The following is a 25,323-nucleotide window of genomic DNA, read 5'->3' on the forward strand; positions in this document are numbered from 1 at the left end:
GCCGTGAAAAATTTTGGGCGTTGTTCCGTACTAGTGGTTTTCATCCGAAAAGCGGCACGTAGAATATTCGATCGTGCCCCTAGGACAGGGGGCGTCTTCACCGGGCATTTGAACGAAAGCAATTCGATTGACTACCGCCACACAAGCCAGCGCCGCCACCCAGTTTGTCGACAAAATCACTGATCGAACCGCTAAAATCGGGGTAATCGGCCTCGGTTATGTCGGGCTACCACTGCTGGACGCTTTCATTAGCAAACAGTTTTCATGCGTCGGTTTCGACGTCGACCAGACCAAAGTCGACGCATTGGCAGCGAGAACCAGCTACATCAAGCACATCGCTGACTCCAAGATCGCAGCCTGGTACGACCAACAACGTTTCGACGCAACATCGGACATGAGCCGGTTGAGCGAGCCGGATGTGTTGCTGATCTGTGTGCCGACGCCGCTGGACGATGCTCGCGATCCCGACTTGAAGTACGTGATCTCGACGTGCGAAAAGATCGCCAAAACGCTGCGTCCGGGTCAACTGGTGGTGCTGGAGAGCACCACGTACCCGACGACAACCCGCGACGTGATGATCCCGATCCTAGAGCGATCGGGGCTGAAAGCGGGCGATGACTTCTTTGTCGCTTATAGCCCCGAACGGGAAGACCCTGGCAATCCGGACTTCTCCGCCGCGGGAATCCCCAAAGTCGTCGGCGCAATCAATGACGACAGCCTTCTGGTCGCCTGCAAACTCTACGACGCGGCAGTCGCCGGCACGGTGCCTGTCAGCAGCTGCGAGGTCGCCGAGGCCGCCAAGGTACTCGAGAACATTTACCGAGCCGTCAACATTGCGTTGGTGAATGAATTGAAGGTGCTGTTCGATGCGATGGGCATCGACGTCTGGGAAGTCATCAACGCGGCGAAAACCAAACCGTTCGGATTCCAAGCATTCTATCCGGGCCCCGGATTGGGCGGCCACTGTATCCCGATCGATCCGTTCTACCTGTCTTGGTTGGCTCGAAAACAAGGACTCAACGCGCGGTTCATCGAATTGGCCGGTGAAGTCAATCGATCGATGCCCGACTATGTCGTCCAACGAACCAGCCTATTCTTGAACGAATTTTCGAAATCGATTCGCGGCAGCAAAATCTGCTTGCTGGGGATCGCGTACAAAAAAGACGTTGACGACCCCCGGGAAAGTCCATCGTTTGACCTGCTGACTCGGTTGCTGGCAATGGGCGCGGAGGTCACCTACAGCGATCCGCACGTGCCGAAGTTACCGGCGATGCGGCATTATGATTTGCCCGCGATGAAGTCGGAAGAATTGTCTGCCGAGTTCTTGGCTTCTCAGGACGCAGTGTTGATCGCCACCGGCCATACCGACTTTGATTACGATACCATCGTCCAACATTCGCACTTGGTGATCGACACTCGCAACGCGACGGAGGGAATCGCCGTCGGCCGCGAAAAGATCCGCAAGACTTAGCGGCTTGTTGATTGAGTGAGCCGAGAAAATCATTGGGGGGATGCCAAATTCGGTGGCCGAGGCCACCGGCATGATGCTTTCGCCTCTCCGAGGCTGTTGTAAGCCGGACGTTCTCGTAAGCGGCCGGGCATCCCCGATTTCCCGTGGCCTTACGGCCAGCGGCTCACAATGGCTGTCGAAAGTTCGACTCAATCAACAGGCCGCTTGCGGCCGAAACGGCCAATGGGCCGGACGACTCCTAACTACCTGCTTACAAACTCCACGATCTCTCATCCTTCGGAAGTCTCGTTTTGTCGCGTTATCTTGTCACCGGTTGCGCAGGCTTCATTGCCTCGCGAGTTGCTGCGATGTTGTTGCAGCAAGGTCATCAGGTCGTCGGCGTCGACAACCTGAATGACTACTACGATGTTTCGCTGAAACAACATCGTGTCGACTCATTGACCGATCAGCGGTTCACGTTCCGGCGGATGGACATTGAAAACACCGCTGATGTAGACAGCCTGTTTGACGAGCCGTTCGACGCGGTGTTGAACTTGGCGGCGCGGGCGGGGGTGCGGTACAGCATGGAAAACCCCCACGTTTATGTGCGCACGAATATGATCGGAACGCTGAATTTGCTAGAAGCAATGCAGCGGACGGGCACGCCAAAGTTCGTGCTGGCGTCGACGTCTTCGTTGTATGCCGGTGGCCCAATGCCGTTTTCAGAAACGCTGCCCGTTAACACGCCGATTTCGTCCTACGCGGCGTCCAAGAAGGGTGCCGAGATGCTGGCTCATTCACACCACCATCTGTATGGCATCGACGTTTCGGTCTGCCGTTACTTCACGGTCTACGGACCGGCGGGACGCCCCGACATGTGCATCTTTCGATTCATTCACTGGATCGCCAGTGAACAGCCCATCGAGCTGTTCGGCGACGGCACCCAGTCTCGCGATTTCACCTACGTCGACGACATTGCCCGCGGCACCATCGCGGCGATCAAGAACGTGGGATACCAGGTGTTCAATCTTGGCGGCGGCAACAATCCGGTTTCGCTATTGGAGATTATCGCGAAGCTAGAGGATTTGATCGGCAAGAAAGCCAAGCTGGAACATCGCGAGTTCCACAAAGCCGATATCAAGGTGACTCAAGCCGACGTCTCGCGGGCCGCCGAAGTCCTTGGCTGGAAACCCCGCGTCGGACTCGACGATGGGCTAGCGGCTTGTGTGGACTGGTACCGGGAAAACCAACCTTGGTCGTCTCAAATCTCGCTGCCCTGAACCGTTTGTATTACCGTCTTTAGGCGGAATCCCGCCCCATCGCCAAAACAATCCGGCTAAAGACCGATACTACGAACGTTTGCTAGAGTGTTTCCGCGAGATGATCGCGCCGCGTCTTAGTGGGATTCGCGTGGCAGCAGAGGCCCATTCCCAAGTTAGCAACGAGCGACCAATAAGTGTCGCGTTTAAGTCATCTCTCCCCCGCCGTGCAGCGGTTTGCGGAGGAGAGAGTTAGAGAGAGTGGGGAAGCAAGCGACATTGATTGATCGCTCGTTGCTTAAGTCATAACCGGTGCCACGGGCCGTGAACGGTTTCGCTAACTCAAACTAGAAAAGCTGAACTTTGAAAAAACACTTCGCATTGGTTGCCGGTGCTCGCCCCAACTTCATGAAGATCGCACCGATCTTACGCTCACTCGATCGATATACCGAGGTGAAAACCTCGCTGATCCATACCGGTCAGCACTACGACCACAATCTGTCGGACGTGTTTTTCGAGGATCTTGGCATCCGCCGTCCCGATGTTTCGCTGGGAGTCGGATCAGGTTCCCACGCGGCGCAGACGGCTGAGGTCATGGTCGCGATTGAACGGTGGATTGAAACGTCCGCGACCGACGGCCAGCCCGTGGATCAGATGGTGGTGGTCGGCGATGTCAATTCGACGATGGCGGCGGCCATCGCGGCGACAAAATTGCATGTGCCAGTGGCCCACGTGGAAGCGGGATTGAGAAGTTTCGACCGTCGGATGCCAGAGGAAATCAATCGGCTGGTGACCGATTCGATATCGACCCAATTGTTTTGCAGCGAACCGGCGGGGATTGAAAATCTAAGCCGGGAAGGGCATCCACCCGAACGACTGCACCTGGTCGGCAATGTGATGATCGATACGCTGCTGCAACACTTGCCGGCGGCCCAAAAGCGATCGACACTCCAGTCGCTGGGGCTAAGCGTCGGTCAGTACGGCGTGATCACCATGCACCGACCATCCAACGTTGACGACGCAGAGATACTGTCGGCGTTGTTGAAGGTGCTGGTCGAGATGTCGTCACAATTACCGATGATCTTTCCCGTGCATCCGCGGACGAAAAGCCGCATCGAACAATTTGGACTCAGTCCCATCCTGGATCGCTGCGATTCGATCCATTTGGTCGACCCAATGGGTTACCTGGACTTTCTGGCACTGACATCGCAGGCCAAGGTAATCGTGACGGATTCCGGCGGACTGCAGGAAGAGTCCACGGCGCTGGGCGTGCCATGCTTGACGATGCGGGAGAACACCGAGCGGCCGATCACCGTGGACAGCGGCAGCGGTGTCCTGATCGGCAATTCGGCCGATCAGCTGCAGCAGCAACTGCAACAGGTCCTGACCGGTAATTACGACGTCGGCCACTGCCCCGAACTTTGGGATGGGCACGCCGCCGACCGAATCGCTAAACAGCTTGTGGCGAACCATTAGCGTTAAGCAAACGAGGGTATATGCGCATTGCACCTGACGTAGGGGTTCAGGTAAAATGGGGAGGATCTACAGCCGATCCACTGGTTCGACCAGGGTTATCTGCGGGCTGCCTTCTCTTTCGTAACATACCCACTATCGCGGCTCTTTAGGTCGTGTCTCCAGCATGAACATTGCCCTCCGGCGCAGTCAAGCGCGTCGTCTGAACGTTGAATCCCTCGAGTCTCGGCGTTTACTTGCCGGAAACCTATCGCTGGGCGAAGTTTCATTAGATGAATCGGGGCAGGTATCTGCCGCAGTAGCTATCAATGTTCCAGCATTGCCGATATCCGCACTATCAATGTCGATGGGCGAGCAGATGTCGCACAGTGGTGTGACGGTAACCCCCACAGAAGTCATCACCCATCACGATCGTATTCCACGATTCGCGGCGAATCCCACATTCATCGCGGTAACGGACGGCGACTGGTCGGATCCACCAACATGGCAAAACAGCGAAATACCAGGTCCGGGCGCCATTGTTTCGGTGCCGCAGGGACGAACGGTCATTTACGATGTTGACAGTGATGTGCGGATCGACGCGATCGAGATCAGTGGTCATCTTAAATTCGCGACCGACACGCCGACGTCGTTATGGCTGAACGAGATCATGGTGATGCCCCACGGCAGCCTGACCATCGGTACGGCCGGTCAACCAATCCAAGGCAATGTCAAAGCGGAGATCGTCTTCACCGACACGCCGCAAGCCGACGGTCATCATTTCAAGACAGGCACGGTAGAAAACCCGGGCATTGATCCCTCTCAGTGGGGAAACGGGCTGATTGTTCTTGGAGGGCTAGACATCTACGGTGCCGAAAAAACAGCACATGTCCGAAGTCAAGCCGATCTTGAAAGTGGAGCTACGAAAATTGACTTTCAAACGCTTCCAGCAAACTGGACGCTCGGCGATACGCTTTTGCTTCCGGAAACCTCTCAAACGCCCATTACCAAGAAAGGTATTCAGATTAACGAATCGGAAACCGTTCTGATCGCCTCGCTTGAGAATGGCCAAGTGCAAACGGAAACGGCATTAAAGTATGACCATTACGGTATTACAGAGAATAGCTTTGACATCAACCGTTTTGCGCATGTTGCCAACTTGAGTCGTAACGTTCGCATTCGCAGTGAGAATCCGGAAGGCGTGCGCGGCCATGTAGCGGCAACTGCCGGAGCGATCGTCCATTTGGAAAACGCGGAATTTGTCGGATTAGGTCGGACAAGTTCAGATGAGTTCGTTGACGATACGGTGACAGAAACGTCCGGGAATCTGGTCCAAATTGGTAGAAACGTCGCTGGTCGCTATTCGGTTCACCTTCATCACTTAAGTCATCCTGCAATGGTTGATGGAATCGTCGTCAGGGACGCTAGGAAATGGGGCATCGTTGTCCATGAAACAAACGACAGCACCATCCGAGACAGCATTGTTTACGATGTCGACGGCGCAGGAATCGTAACGGAGTCAGGCAATGAAACCGGAAACCGTTTTGAAAACAATCTGGTGATACAGGTCAATGGTGGACATCAAACTGACGATCCTCGCGCCGGCGCAGTTGAGGCGAAGGATGCGGTCGGAAAACGGTTTATTGAAATTGGAAATGACGGTTCCGGCTTCTGGCTTCGCGCTTCCGAAGGCGAGTTCATTGGCAACACCGTATACGATGCCGTTGGTTACGGGTTTAACTTCAACGGCTATTATCGAACGCCGGATATATCAAAAGTCCATCGCCAACTGGACGTTTTCAAAGATAACGAGGCGGTCTCAAGCAAGGGAGGTCTTTGGTTCTCTTGGTCTCAAGGCCAGTTTGATATTGATAACTACGCTCCGAATCCCGTTCGCAATTTCCTCGCTTGGCATGTTTCGCATGACGGGCTGAAAACTTACCACGACGCGAATTTAGGCGTTGACGGCTTCGTCGTGATTGGCAATCCCTCGGTTTCTAGCCGTAACGAAGGTAGTCCATTCACTTTTGATACCCGAGCCAATTCGGGGATTTGGATGGGAAACGTAACGTATGAAAATTACAACCACGTTGGGAAGAACGTTAAGATCGAGGGGATGAATTTTGGGATTGTCGCTCCGATCAACGCAGGCGACCAAGGAATGCAGTTGCACGATGTGACACTTCGCAATTATGTCAATATAGCTTTTCCTCGGGAGGCAGACCCCGATGCCATCTTCTTGAGCGATGTCTCATTCTTACCGTCGCACGTAAGTAAGATCGCTGCTTCAATGCCCGAGCAGACAGCGAATGTTTGGGATGAAGATACCGGGATATTGATCGCTGGAACGATGAGTAGCGATCTTCCGCCCGGTGTAGTACCGCGGTTGCCTGTCGAGTGGAATCAAACCAGCGATGGCAGGTTGATCATTCGCTCGGGTGAATCATCCGACTCAATTGCGGTGAGAGTTGTCGACGACCTATTTTTGTTCACGATCAACTCGCAGGAATTCCAGATACCGGTCGAAGGGATTCATCAATTTACCTTTTTCGGCGGCGATGGCGATGATCTGTTTGTCAACGACACAAATGTGCGTTTAGTTGCGTTAGGCGGTGCAGGACGGGACACAATCCTGGGCGGCGGCGGCGATGATTCGATTCTCGGTGGCGACGACGACGATTTCCTTGATGGACGCGGTGGCGATGACGTCCTACAAGGAAACGACGGGAATGACGTCATCTTCGGTGGTGATGGTGCTGATCGAATTCGTGCTGGTGCTGGTGACGACTGGATTGATGGAGGCGGTGGTTCGGACCCCGTCCTGGCAGGGGGAGAAGGAAACGACTTCATTAGCGGGGGATTGGGAGATGATGTCTTGGTCGGTGGGAACGGAAATGACCGTCTTGACGGCGGCGATGGGGACGATCTACTTGCAGGGCAAAGTGGTCATGACATTTTGTTTGGTCGACTAGGTGACGACATACTTTCCGGCGGCGACGATGACGACTGGCTCGATGGCGGCGAAGGCATTGATAAATTGCGAGGCGGCCTGGGCGAAGATATCATCCTGTTCGATCAAATCGATTCAGTTATCGACGGCGAGGATCTTCGTCCACAACTTTTTTAAGCGAATCGATTACTTCCCCGGCAATGGACACCCAATTACGGTCGGTCTCAATCTTACGTCGAGCGTAGTGCTTTATTTTCGCGGTTAGCTCTGGCTGATTGATGAGAGACGCAATCGCCTTTGCAAGAGATCCGGCGTCGTTGGGTGCGAATAGCACTCCGTCGATGCCATCTTCAATCACGTCGCGGATATTGGCAGTGTTTGCAGCGACGGTTGGAATGCCCATCGCCATGGACTCTAAAATTTTCATAGGCGATGCATAGAAAGTTGCCATTGGACTAGCCGTGATATCCATCGCAGCCAAATGAGATTGAATTGCCGCGTGGACAACCCGACCGGTGAAGGTCACCCGGTTTTCCAAGTGCTTATCGGCAACGATCGCCTCTAGGTCATGTTGAATCGGACCGTCCCCAATGATCAGAAGATGGATCGAAGAATCGGTTTTCGCCAACTGGCCGAATGCGTCGATTAGTAGGTCGATACCATGCCAGTTGCGAAGAATACCTAGGAAACCAATGACAGTTTTGTCGACTAAGCCGAGCGATCTTCGCACTTCGGCGCCGCAGCATTTAGGATGAAACTTGTCCGGATCTGCTCCGTTAGGAAGCACGAGAATGCGATCCGCAGGCACGCCCCGTTCGTCAACGAGGAACTGCTTCAGGGGTGTGGAGACAGCGACAACACGATCAGCGGCGCAGCAAATTGACCGCTCATAGCGAATGGCAAGCTGGTCCATCCTTAGCCGACGTTTTTCCGATTGCATGGTTCGTTCCAAAGCAACTGGGGCATTGACCTCCAAGCAAACTGGGACCCCCATGCCGCGCCCCACGTCAACTGCTGCGGATGAAAAGCTGTTGTAACGGTCGTAGATGAAATCTGGTTGGAACTGCGCCACCGCTGTGCGAAGGCGTCGTTTTGCAAACACATTGTAGCCCAGTTCGGCGATTTCGTACGCAACGCCGGGAAGCCAGCGACTGACCCCGGACCATCGCTGCTGCGATCGATCGGTTGGCTGACTGGAGATCTGCTGCGCGGTCTCGCTGGTGGTTTCTCGTTCGGGCTGACGCGACGGAGTTTCGCCCACCAAAGCCACCACCCGCACCTCATGCCCCAGCTCCCGAAAAGCAGCGACCATTTCGCGGATGTGGATGCCCTCGGCACCGTCGCCGAGGGTGCGGTGATGATAAAGAATTCGCATGCGGCTATTTTTCAAGTTAGGTTGAGCGTAATGCGATGCAGTGAATCGATCAATGTCTCGATCTCGCGGGCTGTATTGTAGATCCCCAGGCTGGCCCGCACCGTGGGTCGCCAACCGTGGGATTCATGCGCAGGCTGGGCACAGTGAAATCCACTGCGGACGCACACGTTTTCGCGGTTCGAAAGCATTCGTGCGACCCCATGGGCTTCAAGGCCGTCCACTTGAAACGCCACGATCGCGCCGCGGTCTGCCGCCAGCTCCGGTCCGCGAACCTTTACTTGGGGTATCGATCGGAGCCCATCAAGCAACCGCGCCGTTAGCCTTCGTTCGCCTTGCTCGATCGCGTCAAACCCAATGTCACTGATGAATTCACAAGCAGCGGCTAGCCCAATCACCGCTTCGAAGCAGGCGGTGCCCGCTTCCAGACGCATCGGAGTCTCGGCCAGCACGCACCCCGCGCGATCAACACTGTCGACCATCCCGCCGCCGTACAACGTAGGCTGCAATGCTCGCAGTCGGGCACGTTTGGCGTACAGCACTCCCAGTCCCGTCGGGCCTCCCAGTTTGTGCCCCGAGAAACAGGCATAGTCGCAATCCAGATCGCGGACGTTGATCGGTTCGTGGGCGATCGATTGGTTGACGTCAAGCAGCACATCGCATCCGGCCTGCCGAGCGATTTGTGTCAATTCACCTACAGGCTGACGGTTCCCAAACGAATTTCCAATCGTACTGAACGCAAACAGTTCTGGACGTCCCGCATTGATCAGCCGTGATGCTGCATCAAGTTCGATGCTACCATCGTCGAGCGTGGGCAGTGCGTGAAAGTCGTGGCGATGGCGCCACGGCAGTAGATTGCTGTGGTGCTCACCCTCTGACCCAACAACGACCGTTCCCGCCGGCAAACTAGACGCGACAAGATTGATAGCTTCGGTCGCGTTGCGAACAAAAACGATCTGGTCGGGCTCTGCATGGATAAAGTCGGCGATCGTCTGCCGGCCTTCCGCATACCGGTCCGCCGCGTCATCCGCCATCACGTGCACTGCCCGCCCTACCGTACCAGCTGTTTGCTCGTAGCACGCGCAGACCGCATCGATGACGGCCTGCGGTTTCAAATAGGTTGCCGCCGAGTCGAGGTAGATGACGGGTCGGCCCGCAATCTTTCGATTCAGGGCCGGAAAGTGGTCGCGAATGTCGGCAAGATCGAGCATGACAAGGTTCTTAAGTGTGGAGCGGGAACGTTTTCAGCCTTGCCGATAGATTCACAACCTAGTGGCCACCGAATATTTAGTTGGGGGCGAGCCGTTTCGACAAACGCTGTAGGGCATTTCGTAGCGGAAGTCGCCAAGACTTTCGGTGATCCCACAGCCTAGGTCGAAATTTCAGGTGAGTTCAGCAATGGAAAATCGCCCAAAACGTGGGGATTGATTGCTTTATCTCGCTACAGTTTGACGCCATCGGCTTGTTGTTTTAGCCGAACTTTCAACGGTAATGGTGAGCCGCTTGCCGTGAGGTCACTGGCAATGAGGGACACATCAGAAAGGAAGCAGACTCTTGTCCCGCGCGATCTTAGCAACGCGATGGCCGTCGCTTACTGTGCCGGAACTTGCCCGATGATTCGGGTTGAATCGCATCGGCAGTGCGCACCGAGATGCGTCGCGTGTCTCCCGCCCAGGCCTGGAATCGTGCAGCCAGTTCGTCTTCGTTGACAGTGGCGTTGGCGGCGGGCACGACCCGCAGGGTCCATTTGCCCGCCTGATTTTCAGACAGCTGGAAATCCTGTATCTCGGGCAACGCCGAAAAAAAGTTCGAGATCACTTCCGCGCTCAAAACCGTTCCGGCAGAGGTCTGCAGAGCATCATCGACGCGGCCCTCCAGTTGGATTTGCATGGTATTGCGGCCGCAAGGACAGGGCTCCGAAGCGATTCTGGCCAGGTCGCCGATGTCGTACCGGATGATCGGCATCGCATGGTTATGCAGGTCGGTGACCAACACTCTGCCTAGTTCGCCAGCAGGCACTGCCTGGTCGTCCGTATCGACGACTTCGATCACGTGCTGGCTCATCAGCAGGTGCATCCCGTCTGCGACGCGGCAATCGAACGCCATCGGCCCCATTTCACGGCTTCCGTAGTGCTCTCGCAGCACGCCCCGAAAGGCGGATTCGACATTCTCGCGCCAGGAGCGAGGGAAATTTGCTCCCATCGGTCGGACAATCGGGATCGGCGGCGGAAGGTCACCCGTTCGGTGAATGTAGCCGGCGATCGCACGAAGGTATTCCGGCAGCGCGGTAAACTGCAGGGGTCGAAGACGACGAAGAGCCGCGACGCATTCTCGCAGCTCGTCATCAGCACCTTCGAGCCGGAGGGGCGGTAAGACCGTTTTCGGGCAAATCCATGTATCCATCACCAATCCGCGCAGGTCGCTGATCGATGACCGATTCCATGCGACGCGCCGACTGGCGAGCGAAAATAGCTGTTGGGATACCGAATCGGCCCGGTCACTCTCAATCCCACAGTGCACACTACAGGCATCTGGCGGGATTGAGATCTCGCGAGTCCCAAATCGATAAGGGCTGTCCTCGGTCATCGCGACCATGATCGCAGCCCGTTCGTGATCACGTCGCTGAAAATCATGAATGACCATGACTCGGCGAGTCGTGCCCCGGGTTCCCACGTACTGCCAGTCCTTGCTGCGCCGACTCTCGGTCGCGAATCCGTCGGGGAAATGAGTTTCCAGGTCGCCTTTGCTGGTGACAGGAAAGCGTTGTAGGTCCTGCAGACAGGTAAATTGTGATGGGGAAACGTCTCTCTCCCGCCAGCGTTGACGATAAAACGGCGACTCACGTTCAGCCAACTGCAGCAATTCAGTCAACCGATTCAGTTGATATTCCTGAATTCGAGCGGTAGGCCATCTCTGTTGCCTGCGGATGCGGCGAGCCAAAGATATGGTTTTGCTCCGCGTCGGGGCAAGCATCAGCGGCAAGCCAATGGCTTGGAAAGCTCGACCATAGAGTGAGGACAGACGCATAGTGCTTATCGTTTGACAGGGCTATCGTTTGACAAGGACGCAATCAACGATGGAAGTCAGAAACTCTCGTGTCCATCGATGATGGAGCCAGCGGACCGCATCGATCGGGCGAGCGATCATCCATTCAACTTTGAACGGGCTGTCTTCTACGATTCGCTCAAATCTTGCGATCGTCATTTGGTTCAAACCACCGTCCACCTCCGCGAATCTCATGGCACCATCATCGCGGAAGTCTCGCCGCCATTGACAGAGAGCGGATTCCGAAAATACCAGGTGTGCCCAAGGAAACGGGGCGAAAAGATGTCCACCGCGGGGATGATACCAAGTGGGACCAAAGGAGACGATTACTTGACCACCGGGATCGAGCAAATTGGACATTGATTGCAGGACTCCCGCAGGATCTGCGAAGTGCTCGAACGCATCCATTGAAATGACGACATCGGCGCGCGTCTCTGGCAAACTGGTTGCAAAATGACAGCGATCGGCAAACCCTGCCTCGACCGCTCGTTGGCGGGCATCGTCAAGGACGCATTCACGGATGTCGATTCCCGCAACGTTGGTGAAGCCTTCCGAGGCCAAATGGATCGCCCCGTCACCATGGCCACAACCAAAGTCAACAACCATTTGTGACTTAAGCGATTGCCATCGACGGTCGCCAATGATATTTTTCAGCCGCTCCGGATAACCGGTCAAGTGAGCGCCACGCGAATTGGACACCTGACGCTTGCCGGGGAAACAACGACGCAAAAAATGATAGGAAACGGCGTCACAGAGATCCAGCATCACCTTTCGGTCCCCGTCATTTTGCGACTTACATCTCCTTCAACTCGCCGAGCCTTTTCCCACTGAGGCGGCTGACGATTCAAAACGCCCCGCAGAATCCCCCATGCCATCGCAATTTGGCTCAAACCGAAATAGAAAAATATGCCGTCCAGTGCAGTTGAACGCAGACGCGGGACGACCAGCGCCAGCAGCATTCCGCCGATGAGAATCCCCAGCGATAGTAGCGTTTCCGAATACATCAGACTGTCCCGGGCCAACAAGATGCTACAGCCAAGCAGAATGGTGATCAGGAGCGGCGAGATCCACCGAAGCAGTTTGTGAGAGATGAACTGGAACCAGATCGCGCACTGGTTCCAACGCGGCACGTTGCCACGTCGCAGCAGTTGGACGGCCCCCGCTGCGATCCGGACACGCCGGTGGAATTCTTGTCGAGACGAGGGCGTTCCGGTCTCTGACGCAGTCGCGGTAGGCTCGTAAACAATCCGTCGCGACGCACGTAGTACGTTCATCGAAATTAGGAAGTCGTCCAGGATGGTATCGGTGGGAATCGGCTGGAACAGTTCGCGGCGGAGGGCGTACATGCCGCCGTCAACGCCCATCACGCTACTGAGCTGCGATTCCGCTCGTTGGATCCGGCGTTCTAGCCGGTAGTACAACGATTCGCCCGAGCGAAATTGCTGATCGCTGCCGATCAGCCGGACGGCGCCAGTGACGGCACCCACTTTTTCATCGCGAAAGTGTTTGACCAATTGCTGAACCGCATCGGTTCGCAGTGACACATTCGCGTCGGTCAACAGTAGCGTCGGGTAGGCGGCCTCGGTGACCATCTGGTTGACCGCCGCTGCTTTTCCACCACGGACCTCGCAGCCGATCACGCGGACGCGGGCGTCCGTTATCCGTCGCGCGGTTTCCGCCGTCGCGTCAACGCTGCCGTCGTCGAAAATGATCAGTTCAAGTTTGTCCGCAGGATAATCCAGGGCAAAAAAATTCTCGATCTTCGGCCCGATCACCGTGTCTTCATTGTGCGCAGCCACCAGGATGCTGACCGGGGGGCGGGCATCGCAGGACAATGCTGCGCCGCGCCGTGGCACTAGCATCGCCAACACGGGGTAGATCACGTAGGTGTGCAGCAGCAGTGCCAATGCTACCCAGAACAGCAGTTGAATCATCGCTCTGGCTTCCAAACACCGATGGCGTGGCCTGAGGCCAGTAGCGCCAGTCCCATCGCCGAAGCCACATTCACTAGCAAAAAATAGTACGCAACGTACACCAAACGAACGCGACGAAAGAATGGAATCACGTACGCAAGTGCCAACCCGTATCCGAGCAACTGCAGGAATAGCAGCCCGGTATAGATCCAGCCCAAGTCACCACTGGCCCATTCGTTCCCCGCCAGCACCGCCGCACTGACCAACATCAGCAGCAGAAAAAGCGGGCACAGCCAGCGCAAAACCTTATGTGCCAGCAACTGCGGCGCGAACCAGCCCACGCGGAATGGATTCAGCGTGGATGGCACCTTCCAAACAGCCCGCATGCTGCGATTGACAATCCGTCGTTTGCGGCGGAACTCTCCGCTAAAATCGGGCGCGGCGTCTTCGAAGCAAACCGCCTCGTGGTCAAACACCCCGCGGTACCCCTTGGCGACGACCTTCAAGGGCAACAGGAAATCGTTGATATCCTCCGCGCTAAGCGGCTCGAACAGTTCCCTGCGGAGGGCATAGATCGCACCATCAGCGCCGACGACGCTGCTCAATCGGCTCTCCCACGCCTTCATCAACAACTCCATCGACCAATACAGATTCTCTGAATCGGACGAAGACGACTGGTCGCCGTCGGTGTAGCTTTGTCGGCCCACGGAGTAGCCCACCCGCGGATCATCAAAGTGTCGCAGCAGCTTGCTCAGCGCATCCGGCTGAAACATGGAATTGGCATCGGTAAAGACGAGAATCTCACCGTTGGCTTCGGGGCAATAGCGAGACAACCCAGCGGACTTGCCGAGCCGAGGGTCTTGCCGGCGAAGTTGCACGCGAGGGTCCGTAAACCCCGCCACAATTTCATCCGTCCGGTCTTCCGAACCGTCCGAGATCACGAGGATCTCGAGCAGCTCGCTTGGATAGTCCAGCGCCAGCGAGTTTTCCAGCTTTTGCCGGATGACATCCTCCTCATTGAAGGCACTGATCACCAACGTTGCGGTGGGAGTCGCATGCCCAGCCGCGCATCGGCTGCGCAGTCGAGACATCGCAAACAAGCCAACGGGATACAACACGAGCGGAATTGCAACCGCCAGCGCTGCCAACCAAAATACAATTTGAAGAGCAATCACGAGCAACGACGATCCGCAGGAATGTAAAAATTAGTCATTCGGATTTGTCTGGATCTGCACGCGAGCTTTGTGTTCACGTTTGTACTTTGTGGACAGTTCATTAATTCGCCAAACGAGTATCTGCGTCATACTCGCAGGCGCCAATATCAGCAGCACTTCCGGTTGTTCTAGGCTTACCCCAAAAATCTGTCCGAACGCCCGTGTTTGCGCTGCTCGCGTTAACTTCAGGGCCATCGACAGTCGGGATTAGATGTCGATTTAAACTAGGTGCCGCCTCAATGCGCTGGTCGTCAACGGAGGGGCCGGCCCCCAGTCCATAATAAAGGTTGTTTTTGATCACTAGTGACTTGCTGCCAGGGACAAGATAGATGTAGCCTGAGCCATCCGCCACGTGGAGGATATTGTTTTCGATTTCGACCGAAAGCACGTCTTCACCACCGACTGTGATAGCGTTCTCCACACAATTCACCAAAGTGTTGTGGAATATTGAAGCTTTTCCATTCAGGCAGTAAATTGCAGCCGCGCTAGGCGAGTTTTTCCAGCCCGCACCTAAGACTATATTGTTGAAAACGAAGGCTCGATCAGGCTCTGTTTCACCCTGTTGTTGATCCCACGACATTGAATAGATGCCTATGCCGCGACCAGCAAACAAAGTGCAGTCAATTAGGTTGTGGTGGATGTCATGTTGTTTGCATGACCGGCCGGGCGGGATTCGATTGCCTTGGTGGTTAACTACTAGCATTGGCCCCTCCGCATAATCGTTGTCGTATGCGTAATTCCAGCCCAGTTCGACTCCTTTGACGACCGATGGGTTGCCTGAAATATATATTGCGTGATCAAGTTTATTGTTGGTTCTCCCGCCATGCGAGCTGTTGCCTAGTACCGACATGTTGCTTCCGAAGGTAGCGATCGGAGCAGTCCCACTACCAAACTCTTGGCATCCCACGCAGTCGTTTCCAACGGCACGAATCCCATGTCCTCGCTCGCCATCATTAGAGCCAAGAAACAAGCAGGTCTTCGATGCTCTTAGACGAAACTTTGAGATGGTCCAGTAATTTCTTGCCAATACGAAATTCCCGGCTAAGGGGGATTCGCCTTCACTCACCCTGGTGTCAATGGTCGCGACTTCGCCAGGGAAAGAAACGAGAGCGATTGGAGCGTCAGCAAGTCCGTCCTTCGAGTTTCCTCTCGTAAGATAAAAATTCTGCTTGCCCGTAAAAAACTTCTTGTTATACGGAGATGCGGTTTCGCGGAAATACAGGACATCCCCCGGTTCCAGCGACTTCACAGCCACGTTCGGGCTTGCCCAGGGAGCTTCGAAGGAGCCATCGCCGGGCGACTGCGCATCTGCATCGACAAAGCAAATTCTTCCGCTGATAATGCTGAAAGGAAGCTCCTCAGAAGTTTTGCCTCCAACCGTTACCGTGATTGAACCGACTCCATTCTCGCACTCACCTCTGAGCCAGAAAGTAATTCTCTTCAGGAAGAACACGTCATAGGAATCTGCATTCCATTCCGCGTAATCAGCGTCCATGGTCAACTTAATTCCGTTAACAGTAATGTAACTGTCGCCTCTAGTTTTTTCGAAACCGCTTCCCCAGACCGTAATTGCCGCACCCCGCTTGGGGTCACTTGCAGACCATCCCGTTTTGGCAGCATGGGTGAGGTCGGAGAAATGCAGTTTCGGACTCACGCCTTCGCTCGAATTTGGAATGCTCTTTTCCAGAGCAAAGTGCAAATCAGTCGCCAGAGACTTGCTAGGAGATTGCAATAGTAAACTCGCCATTGCGGACACGACCGCTGTGAGTAGTAGCAATGCCTGGTAAAGTTTCATTTCTTGATTTCGCTCAGTCTTGTAAGTATCATTCGGGCATTATCCGTCCACTTTCGCTGCGCTAGCACAAATTCGCGGGCAGTTTTGCCGATGCGTTTTCGCCGTTCAGCATTTTCGCATGCGTAGACGATTGCACCGGCGAAAGCATCGTCATCGCCTGCCTCAAAGAGCAATCCGGTTTCATTGTCGCAAAGGATTTCTTCAATTGGAGGTAGCCGGGGAGCAATGCATAGTTTGCCTAGTGCCATGTATTCAAGTATTTTCATGGGCGATCCCCAGTCATTGGAGTGGGGCATAAGGCCAATGTCCATTGCATCTATCAATGCATTGACCTTGTCGTGGTCGACACCTCCAGTCAGCACCAGCCTGCTTCCGATGCCCTGTCTCAACTTGACTGCATTTAGTGAAGATTCAAGCTCTCCCGACCCCACTATCAAAAAAACTGAATGAGGGACTTGCGAAAGAATGTAGGGGATCTTTCGTGTCAACATATCAACGCCGTGCCACCGCCGGAGCGATCCAACAAAGCCAATCACAATATCGGAGTCGCCAATTCCTAGAGTCGCTCGGTTCGCGACTGGATCAGACTCAAGACTTCGGATCACACGTTCGTTAATTGCGTTCGGGGTAATCAAGACCGGGACCTTTTCTTCGGTGCGGTCCAGTACGCATTGTCGCAGTGGCGATGACACTACTGCAATTAGTGTGCTGTTACGGAAGGCCCACTTTTCAATTGCTTTGCAAATGAACGGAAATGCTAATCTTCTTCGGTTAAAACGCCCGGCATAGGTGGAATTCACTTCCAGGACGATCGGGACTCCCAATACGCGAGAAACGAGTGGGCCCGCAATGTGGTAGCAGGAGTAACGCTCGTAAAGCAGTTGCGGACGAATTCGCAGCGTCGCAGTCAAGAGACGGGGTGTCGAAATCAGGTTGTATGCAATTTCGAATATTTGACGGACTGCAATCCTGCACCACCCTAACAGGCCCTGGGAGTCTTTAGACGAAATCCCAGTCATTCCCAATTTAAGGCCAGCGGGGCGGTTCGCTACACGTGGACAACATATCTCGACTTCGTGCTCAAGTTCCCGAAATGCACCGATCATCTCGTTGATGTGCACGCCCTCGGCGCCGTCACCCCGTGTGCGGTGGTGGTAAATGATTTTCATGCTTTTTGGAATGCGAGCGGTGAAATTCGCCGATGTGGGAAACACAGAGCCGAAAAACTAGGCCTTAGACAATAACGGAAGTTTTCGCTTGTTTTACAGTCATCGGCATCGCCGCCGAATGCTGTGAATCGCTGGCTGTTGCCCGAGGCTACGACCGAGTTGTTCATGCGGCGTGCAAGTCGAGCTTGCGTTAGGTTTTTAAGTCGAGAGCGATCAGCCATTGCGAGAACTCATGAACTGCAAGACGCTATTAGCGACCCCGGACCAAGTGCGACCATCCATGCGACTGGAAATTTGGCTGGCGTCCCAGTCTTTTTCAAGGGATTTTTCTAACGCGACTGCAAAGGCCTGGTGGTCACCCGGTGAAACAACGTAACCTTCAATTGCGTCTCGGATCTCTTGCGGATTGCTGCCGACGGACGTGGCGACAACCGGAGTTCCCGTCGCCAACGCCTCCAGTACCGCATTGCAACAGCCTTCGCGATGGCTTGCCAGTGCGAACACATTAGCGGCTTGCAGCCAGACTGCAACTTCGTCCGGCGGTCTCGCTCCGATCTTGAAGACCAGATCTTCACACCCTAACGACGCGATGAGCAGGTCGATTTGCTGCACGGCGCTGACATCACTGGCGGATCCGATCAGCACCAGTCGTGCTCCCAAGTCTCGCGGCAACGCGGCGAACGCTTTTAAAAGCACCTCGTGCCCTTTGACCGCCTTGAGATTCGCGACGCAAACGATCAGAGGTCCATCAAGCGGTTGGTCGAGTTCCATTCTCGCTGCCTCACGATCGCCTGGATGAAAGAGGTCCCCGTCAATCCCGTTTGCAATGACGGCAATGTTGCTCTTGGGTACGCCGGCATCGACAGCAGCGTTACGCAGTGATTCGCTCACCGCGATAACGCCAGCGCAATGCGATAGCGCTTCGACTAGCTGAGGCTTGACGCTGGGGATCCGAAAACGGTCGATTTCGAGTCCACGCATGGTGATGAAGCAAGGCAAGCCGCGCTGCTTTGCTGCCAGGTAGCAACCAACGCCCTCGGGGTATCCGAAATGAGCGTCAATGACCGCGTTGGACGAAACCGAATCGTCCATTCCATCTAGCCATTTCTCAACACAGCGTTGCAGCCAACGCCCATCGATCCGTTTGGCAACGCCGGGCAAGTAGAACATGTCTTCAAAATCCACCGGCAGCTGGGAACCAGTGAGTGGTTGATCAGCGAAGCGAGGGCGAATGAAGGGGAACCAAGGTTGCGGGCAGAGCGCCCGCACGTTGGCGAGTTCAGCCATCTTTTCCAGCCGCCGATGGACGAATAGCCCGAGCAGAGGATCTCGGCGACTCGGTAGATTGGTGCAAACGCTGAGAATATTCGACGGCGGATTCATCAGTTCTCCACCGGCATATCTCGTTTGGCCGAGCTGCGACGCCCCACGCCTTTCGACGGTTGATAGTCGGCCCGCGCTTTTCGCTGCAAATTTAATTGCTGCTGAATGTTCGTTGGCGTAATCGCAGTTCCCCACTCACCGCGGTCTCCTTGGCTCGCAGCGTCCTGGTTCAGCATTCTCACGAACATTTGATCACCCAGCGCTTGCCGGTAATGACCCGATTCCCAGTACCATTTCATGACGGTTTTCTTGTCACCGGCCGCAGGTGGCGTTTCGGTTGAATATGGGTTGAACGAGGCAAAATCCCAGAGCTGAACTCCAGGCCTATCGCAGATTTCGCTGAGTTCGACTTTCCACTCTTCAAAATCACCCCAATGCCCACTCGTTTCAAAAATTCGTAAGACATCGGCGTGGTAGGGATGGATGAACACGAGGATCCGGATGTTTCGGCTGGTTGCCAGTGACAGTAAGTCTTCGATCGCGGTTAGTTCGTCGGACTGTTCCAATGGCGGCGCTACGCGATCAGCGCACTTCTTAGCATATTCCTCATTTTTTTGCCGGAACAATGCGGCCTGACCCTCATTGTGAATCAGTGTCCGAAAGGCCGCACCGGAATTGAAACCCTGCGTGGAAATATCGGCGGCATTGGAGTTACCTTGGGCCAGGACCGTCAACAACGAGTCTTGGAGTGCAGAGAGTGAAAGCGCGGCAGCGCATATGTCGTTAGCTCTTTGCGATGTCCGATTCCAATCCCATCCGCTCCCGTCGTCAACCGAGCTGAGTCGGTTGTAAACCGACGAATCGGTTCCGCTGTCTCCCGAGCCATCGCCGTCTTCACTCGATTGAAGTCCTGGTGCTCTCAAAAAATTCAGGAAATCAACACCCAACACAACTGTCGTTGGCGAAGACGTGGACAGCGCATGCTCAAAATATCGCAGCGCGAGTTCCGACCCCGAACCTGGTTGGCCAAGGTTATAGGCGGGCCGAAATTGTGGGGGAATCGCATCACTTCGAGGATCCAGGCCAATATCGACGCGTGAATTGCCGAGGAACAAGGTTTCGTAATCATCACGCTCAACCCCGTAGGCTTTGGCCATCCGGACCTTCCGGATCGCTTGTGGTTTCAACACACTCCAACCCACGATCCGGGACGTCCCAAAGCGTAGGTAGGGATCGATCCACACGTCGATGGCAGCGACGCAGACCAGCATGCCAATAACGCAGGCGAACATGCGACGGGTGTATTGACTGAACTGCGTCGCAGTTTCGAACTCGTCGCCATGTTCGGAGTTTAGATGCATATTACGAATAATACCGTACCGATCCTTAGAACTGAAAGTAAAGAAATTCCGAAACTTCGGCCAGTGACAGAATTCCCGCCCCAGCGATAACGCTGATCACTACGGACCAAAAAGCTGTGGGTCGCCACCGTAGTGGCAGTGATACACCAAAACCGGCCTCCGGTAACGCTTTCGTCTTGGACGCATTGGAATACTCCCAGGCCGGCTCGAGCCGGCTCAGAAACTCTTGGGTCGTCGGAAGCAGCCAAACGATTGCCGCCAAAGCGACGATCCAGAGCACTGCAAACACGAACTGCGTCCCGCTGCTACTGTCCAATCCAATCCCATAGTCGGCGATCGTTGCTCCCGTCAGTCCGATGCGCGCGGCGATGGCATCGGGGACCGAAATGCCGTTTCTTCCTGCCATTGCCGACACGATGCGGTTGGCGGATTCCAGTGACGAAGCTCGGAAATAGGCCCAGGCGAAATGAACTGCGATGTAGGTGACCAGACATGCCGCGAAGCGATAAACGAGCACACGCTTCCACGCTCCAAACGACGATGTTGCTTGGCTCCACCGCTGCTGGATTACCAAGTACATCCCATGCAGCAGCCCCCACAAGACAAAGGTCCAACCCGCACCATGCCAGAGTCCGCCGAGCAACATCGTGATCAATAGATTGCGGTATCGAGCGGCAGCGCCGTAGCGATTGCCACCCAAAGGGATGTACAAGTAATCTCGCAAAAAACGCGACAACGTGATGTGCCAACGTCGCCAGAAATCACTGATCGTTTCGGCGCGGTAAGGCGAGAAGAAATTAAGCGGAAGCTTGATGCCGAACATCCGGGCCGCACCGATTGCCATGTCGGAGTAACCCGAGAAATCAAAGTAGATTTGGAATCCGTACGCCAGCACGCCTGTCCATGCGTGCAAAAACGTCGCCGATTGCCAAGCATCCGGATGATCAAACAGGGCGTTTGCGTACGGAGCTACCCCGTCCGCAAGCACAGCCTTTTTAAACAGTCCCAACGCGAAAATCGTTGCTCCCACGGACATGTCGCCAGCGGTGCCGCGGGTCGTGGAGCGGAGCTGGGGCATGATCTCCGCGTGATGGACAATCGGCCCCGCAATCAGTTGCGGAAAAAAACTGACAAACAAGCCGTATTCACCAAGTCCATAGGCCTGGGATTTTCCGGAGTAACAATCTGCCAAATATGCGATCTGTTGGAACGTAAAGAACGAGATCGCCAGCGGAAGTGCGACATCAATAAAGCTGGACTCAGCGCCAGTGAGGTGCGTTATGTTCTCGACGAAGAAGCCCGCGTACTTGTAGTAACCAATCAAACAAAGATTGGCTGAAACGGCAAGCCATAGCAATGGCTTTGTAGGGCGTAATCGCAGCCTTTCGCCCATCACATAGTTGAAACCAATCGTGGACAACAGCAGCGGCAGATAGATCGGGTTCCACCAAGCATAGAAGAATAGCGAACACGCCAGCAGCCAAATGACTCGGTAGCGGTAATTGCCCACCAACAACCGATCGCCCAGCAGAGCGATTGGAAGCAGCAGGAAAATAAATTCATAAGAGTTGAATAACACGCTCTATGCTCAAAACATCACGTAGACCGACTCTGAAAGTTCAGCATCCTGATCCTCGGCGAGCGGGTATTTCGCTGCGATCTCCAGCATCTGACGAACAACGTCGCGAAACTTCGTTGTATCCGATGCGTATCGCCAGCGGTCAGCGATCGCATCAGCCAGGGCCGCGGGATCCAATGGGTCGGCACGGAACGCGGGATCGAATTCGAACGAGCGCCCACGTTCCACTGAATCGTCAACGGACTCCCACCGACTGTCGGCCAATCTCTCCTTTCGCTGCGGAATGGTGGGCATGCCCGCACGTGTTGACTGCTCTACCGCTGGCCAGAAGGCCTTGTCGAACATGCGATCAATTTGCCGGTGCAACGGGTCATCTTTGTTCTCAACCGCAACTGCCATGACATCTTCGTTCTCTAATCCCTCGCCTTTCCCCTCGGGCCAGGACGGCTGATCGGCTTTCCGCAAAACAAAATTGCCCAGCGCCAGAACGTCCATTTCCGTCCGCATGAAACATCGGTATGCGTCGTAAGGAGTGCAGACGATCGGCTCACCACGAACGTTGAACGAGGTGTTGACCAGGATTCCGTAGCCAGTATCCGCCTCGAACTGCTTGATCAAGTCATAAAACGCAGCGTGGTGTTCCCGTCGCACCGTTTGGATCCGAGCGGAATAGTCAACGTGCGTGACGGCAGGAATGTCCGAACGAGCTTGGCGGACAATGGGGAGCAAATCTTCCGCATCCAACGTCGTTGATGGATCCGGCGGCAACCGATGTTCCTCGCGTACTGGCGCCACCAGCAGCATGTAGGGGCTCTCGCCATCGAGATCGAAGTAATCAGAAGCTCGTTCCTTCAGGACTGCCGGTGCAAAGGGGCGAAACGATTCGCGGTATTTGATCCTCAGGTTCAGCGTGGTCTGCATTTCGCGATTTCGGACGTCACCCAGGATCGATCGTGCGCCCAAGGATCGAGGCCCAAACTCCAGACGTCCCGAGAAATGTCCAACGACCTTTCCGTCGGCCAGTGCCGACGACAACACTTTCTCACGCTCGCCATCAGCCAACTCCTCGTACGGATAGCCGTGTGTGTCCAGGTATGATTTGATCTCGTCCGTGGAAAATCCAGGGCCTAGGTAGGACCCGCCTTGATCGGATAACTCGGAACGCGGTCCACGGGGTTGCCCGAAATACGTGTGCCACGTATCCAGCGCGACGCCCAAAGCGCAACCCGAATCGCCTGCGGCAGGTTGAATCCAAAGGTCGTCAAAGACCCCCTCCCGCAGTAGCTTTCCATTGGCGACGCAGTTCAGAGCAACACCCCCGGCGAGGCAGAGGTTTTTCTCACCGGTCAGCTCGCGAGCATGCGAGGCCATCCGTATCACCGCTATCTCTGTAACTTCTTGGATCGAACGGGCGATGTCCATTTCACGGCGGGTGATCCGGCTCTCGGGGTCACGTCGGGGTCCGCCGAATAGTTCATCGAACTTATCCGCAGTCGTACTCACGTCACGCAGGAACGCGAAGTAGTCCATGTTCAGCGCAACCGAACCGTCGTCCTTGATGTCGACGATATTGTCGAGAATGGTCTGCGTGTAGATGGGCTCGCCGTAGGGCGCAAGGCCCATCATCTTGTACTCACCTGAATTCACTTTGAAACCCGTGAAGTGCGTAAACGCCGAGTACAGCAATCCAAGTGAATCAGTAAAATTCATCTCCCGCAGGATTTCCAGATCTGCGCCGCTGCCCTTGCCAATGGACGCTGTGGCCCATTCGCCCACGCCATCAATGGTTAGGATCGCAGCAGATTCAAATGGAGACGGGTAGTAGCAGCTCGCGGCATGCGAGCGGTGATGATTGCCTTGCAGGATCAGACCTTCATAGTTCAACGATTCTCGAACGATGCGTGGGAACTGCAGTTTGTACCGCGCCCAATCGGGAACGATGTGACTCCACATCTTTCGGGAACTCTGGCGGTCCGTCGATGCCAGGCTATGGAGAATACGCTCGAACGTGAGTGAAGAATCATCGTAAAACGCGACCGCCTTCAAATCCTTGTGAGACACTTGGGCATGTTCAAGGCAGAAATTGATTGCCTGGTTGGGGAACCGACGATCGTTCTTGACGCGGCTGAATCGCTCTTCTTCGGCAGCAGCCACAATCTCGCCATCGCGAATGAGCGCCGCAGCGGAGTTATGGTAGAAGGCACTGATCCCGAGGATCGCCTCTGAGGACGAGCCAACGTGCACCGCGGGTGTCTTCTCAACTTGCTCAGGTGCCTTCGTCAGAGTCGCAGCCAAGCAGTCCAATCGGGGTCGAATGAAGCTAGCCATCTGTTCGGCTACCAATCGGTTTGCATAGGGCGTGAAATGCCCGCCCTGCTCGAAGCTGAGTTTGAGTCGTTCCTCGTAAGGCAACTTGATCAGGGTGCTGGAAACGTCGCCCACATAGATCGATCCCGATGGATTGGCGATCGATTCGAACAGCGGTTGGTAGATGGGCTCCATCCCCACGAGATAGAAATCGCGGGTCGGGATCGGAAAGATGAACACCGGCAGCGGTTGAGCCTGATCAATGAACCGTCGAAGTATCGCCGACATCAGCTTCCAGCCCTTTGTGTCGTCGGACTGAATATCGGGGTAGGGATGGTGTCCCCGCATGCGCTTGAATTCCGTGATCAAACGAGATCCTGCATCGGAAAACAGTGCTGACTTGCGGACCTGTTTCAGGCCCGGAATCATCGAATAGACATCATGAATCTTCGCGAGAAGATCGTCGTCGCGTTTTCCATTCTGCGCCGTTGCGTCGTCTTCGACTTCCGCTCGCTCTATCGGCACGGGAACTTGGTGCAATGCCAATTCACCGTTGGACAGTTCGAAATAGGGTTTGGGGACGCGTACTTTTTTTCCGGTCACGCGGTCCACCGATGGTCGGTGACTGGTTTGAATCCGGTGAAAACTATCAATTTGCACACAGATCACGATGGCATCCGCTTCGATGTCCTTCGCGTACGATTCATGAATCAGAGCGTGTTGATCGGTGCCTGAGCCCGAAACACCGAAGTTAAAAACTTCGCAATCGAGCAGCTTGGCAAGCTGGTCGGAATAGCGGTCGGCGTTGCACACATTATCGCCAGCGGTGTAGGAATCACCGAACATCAGAATTCTGGGTTTATCACCTCTCCGGGTAACAAACTCCTGGTCAGAGCGGAAACCGGCGGAATTGGTTTTGACAAAATATCCACCTGCTTCGTTACTCAAACGAGCAAACTGATTGGGAACGAAACGGTGTCCGACCCGCTCGTCATGCTGGATCAACATGCGGTGAGTGGATTGTTTGAGTAGGAACATGAAAAACTAACTATTTAAGTACTGAGTCGGTTCAGCATCTTGCTTAGCAATTGCTGAAAAGTGTTTCGATTCAATGGGTGTGTAAACGAGAGCCTG

The 25,323-nt window shown here is 55.0% G+C and carries 16 protein-coding genes; 4 read left to right on the forward strand and 12 right to left on the reverse strand.

The annotated features are described in order from the left end of the window. Window positions 1-127: 127 nt before the first annotated feature. The 4 genes from K227x_RS21540 to K227x_RS21555 all read left to right on the forward strand — a co-directional run bounded on the left by K227x_RS21540 (window position 128) and on the right by K227x_RS21555 (window position 7,288). Window positions 128-1,471 (forward strand): nucleotide sugar dehydrogenase, encoded by a 1,344-nt coding sequence (locus K227x_RS21540; protein ID WP_145172796.1) that lies wholly within the window; start codon window positions 128-130, stop codon window positions 1,469-1,471. A 290-nt stretch (window positions 1,472-1,761) separates the two neighbouring features. Continuing rightward, window positions 1,762-2,730 carry an SDR family NAD(P)-dependent oxidoreductase gene (locus K227x_RS21545; RefSeq protein ID WP_145172799.1) on the forward strand — a complete coding sequence of 323 codons (969 nt, stop codon included), beginning with the start codon at window positions 1,762-1,764 and terminating at the stop codon, window positions 2,728-2,730. A 342-nt stretch (window positions 2,731-3,072) separates the two neighbouring features. Continuing rightward, a complete protein-coding gene (wecB, locus tag K227x_RS21550) occupies window positions 3,073-4,185 on the forward strand; it encodes a non-hydrolyzing UDP-N-acetylglucosamine 2-epimerase (protein WP_145172801.1) in 1,113 nt (370 codons plus the stop codon). A 163-nt stretch (window positions 4,186-4,348) separates the two neighbouring features. Continuing rightward, complete coding sequence (locus K227x_RS21555) at window positions 4,349-7,288, forward strand: G8 domain-containing protein (RefSeq protein WP_145172803.1); 2,940 nt, start codon at window positions 4,349-4,351, stop codon at window positions 7,286-7,288. On the opposite strand, the gene K227x_RS21560 is transcribed toward K227x_RS21555, so the two are convergent. The 12 genes from K227x_RS21560 to K227x_RS21615 form a co-directional block, all read right to left on the reverse strand. Next, window positions 7,251-8,486, reverse strand: a complete 1,236-nt coding sequence (locus tag K227x_RS21560) for a glycosyltransferase family 4 protein (RefSeq protein WP_145172805.1) — start codon at window positions 8,484-8,486, stop codon at window positions 7,251-7,253. The genes K227x_RS21555 and K227x_RS21560 overlap by 38 nt on opposite strands. 11 nt (window positions 8,487-8,497) lie before the next feature. Next, entirely contained in the window at window positions 8,498-9,694 is a 1,197-nt protein-coding gene (locus K227x_RS21565; protein WP_145172807.1) for an aminotransferase class V-fold PLP-dependent enzyme, read from the reverse strand. A gap of 358 nt (window positions 9,695-10,052) precedes the next feature. Beyond that, window positions 10,053-11,510, reverse strand: a complete 1,458-nt coding sequence (locus tag K227x_RS21570) for a phenylacetate--CoA ligase family protein (RefSeq protein WP_145172809.1) — start codon at window positions 11,508-11,510, stop codon at window positions 10,053-10,055. A 21-nt stretch (window positions 11,511-11,531) separates the two neighbouring features. Then, on the reverse strand, window positions 11,532-12,293 hold the full coding sequence (locus K227x_RS21575; RefSeq protein ID WP_145172811.1) for a class I SAM-dependent methyltransferase: 762 nt from the start codon (window positions 12,291-12,293) through the stop codon (window positions 11,532-11,534). Then, entirely contained in the window at window positions 12,293-13,462 is a 1,170-nt protein-coding gene (locus tag K227x_RS21580; protein WP_145172813.1) for a glycosyltransferase family 2 protein, read from the reverse strand. Before K227x_RS21580 ends, K227x_RS21575 begins: the two co-directional genes overlap by 1 nt. Next, window positions 13,459-14,616, reverse strand: coding sequence for a glycosyltransferase family 2 protein (locus K227x_RS21585; RefSeq protein ID WP_145172816.1), 1,158 nt, complete (start codon window positions 14,614-14,616; stop codon window positions 13,459-13,461). Before K227x_RS21585 ends, K227x_RS21580 begins: the two co-directional genes overlap by 4 nt. Window positions 14,617-14,716: 100 nt before the next feature. After that, complete coding sequence (locus K227x_RS21590; RefSeq protein WP_145172817.1) at window positions 14,717-16,450, reverse strand: polysaccharide lyase domain-containing protein; 1,734 nt, start codon at window positions 16,448-16,450, stop codon at window positions 14,717-14,719. After that, window positions 16,447-17,619 carry a glycosyltransferase gene (locus K227x_RS21595; protein ID WP_145172820.1) on the reverse strand — a complete coding sequence of 391 codons (1,173 nt, stop codon included), beginning with the start codon at window positions 17,617-17,619 and terminating at the stop codon, window positions 16,447-16,449. Before K227x_RS21595 ends, K227x_RS21590 begins: the two co-directional genes overlap by 4 nt. Window positions 17,620-17,832: 213 nt before the next feature. Beyond that, window positions 17,833-19,002, reverse strand: a complete 1,170-nt coding sequence (locus K227x_RS21600; RefSeq protein WP_145172822.1) for a glycosyltransferase — start codon at window positions 19,000-19,002, stop codon at window positions 17,833-17,835. Continuing rightward, the gene (locus tag K227x_RS21605; protein ID WP_145172824.1) at window positions 19,002-20,099 is read right to left on the reverse strand and encodes a hypothetical protein; all 1,098 of its coding nucleotides are present in this window, start codon (window positions 20,097-20,099) and stop codon (window positions 19,002-19,004) included. The genes K227x_RS21600 and K227x_RS21605 overlap by 1 nt, the downstream gene beginning before the upstream one ends. Window positions 20,100-20,328: 229 nt before the next feature. Next, window positions 20,329-21,882: an MBOAT family O-acyltransferase gene (locus K227x_RS21610; RefSeq protein WP_145172826.1), complete on the reverse strand. Its 1,554-nt coding sequence runs from the start codon at window positions 21,880-21,882 to the stop codon at window positions 20,329-20,331. Window positions 21,883-21,891: 9 nt separating this feature from the next. Continuing rightward, a complete protein-coding gene (locus K227x_RS21615; protein WP_246146021.1) occupies window positions 21,892-25,227 on the reverse strand; it encodes a carbamoyltransferase N-terminal domain-containing protein in 3,336 nt (1,111 codons plus the stop codon). Window positions 25,228-25,323 lie beyond the last annotated feature (96 nt).

The organism is Rubripirellula lacrimiformis (assembly GCF_007741535.1).
Taxonomy (GTDB): Bacteria; Planctomycetota; Planctomycetia; order Pirellulales; family Pirellulaceae; genus Rubripirellula; species Rubripirellula lacrimiformis.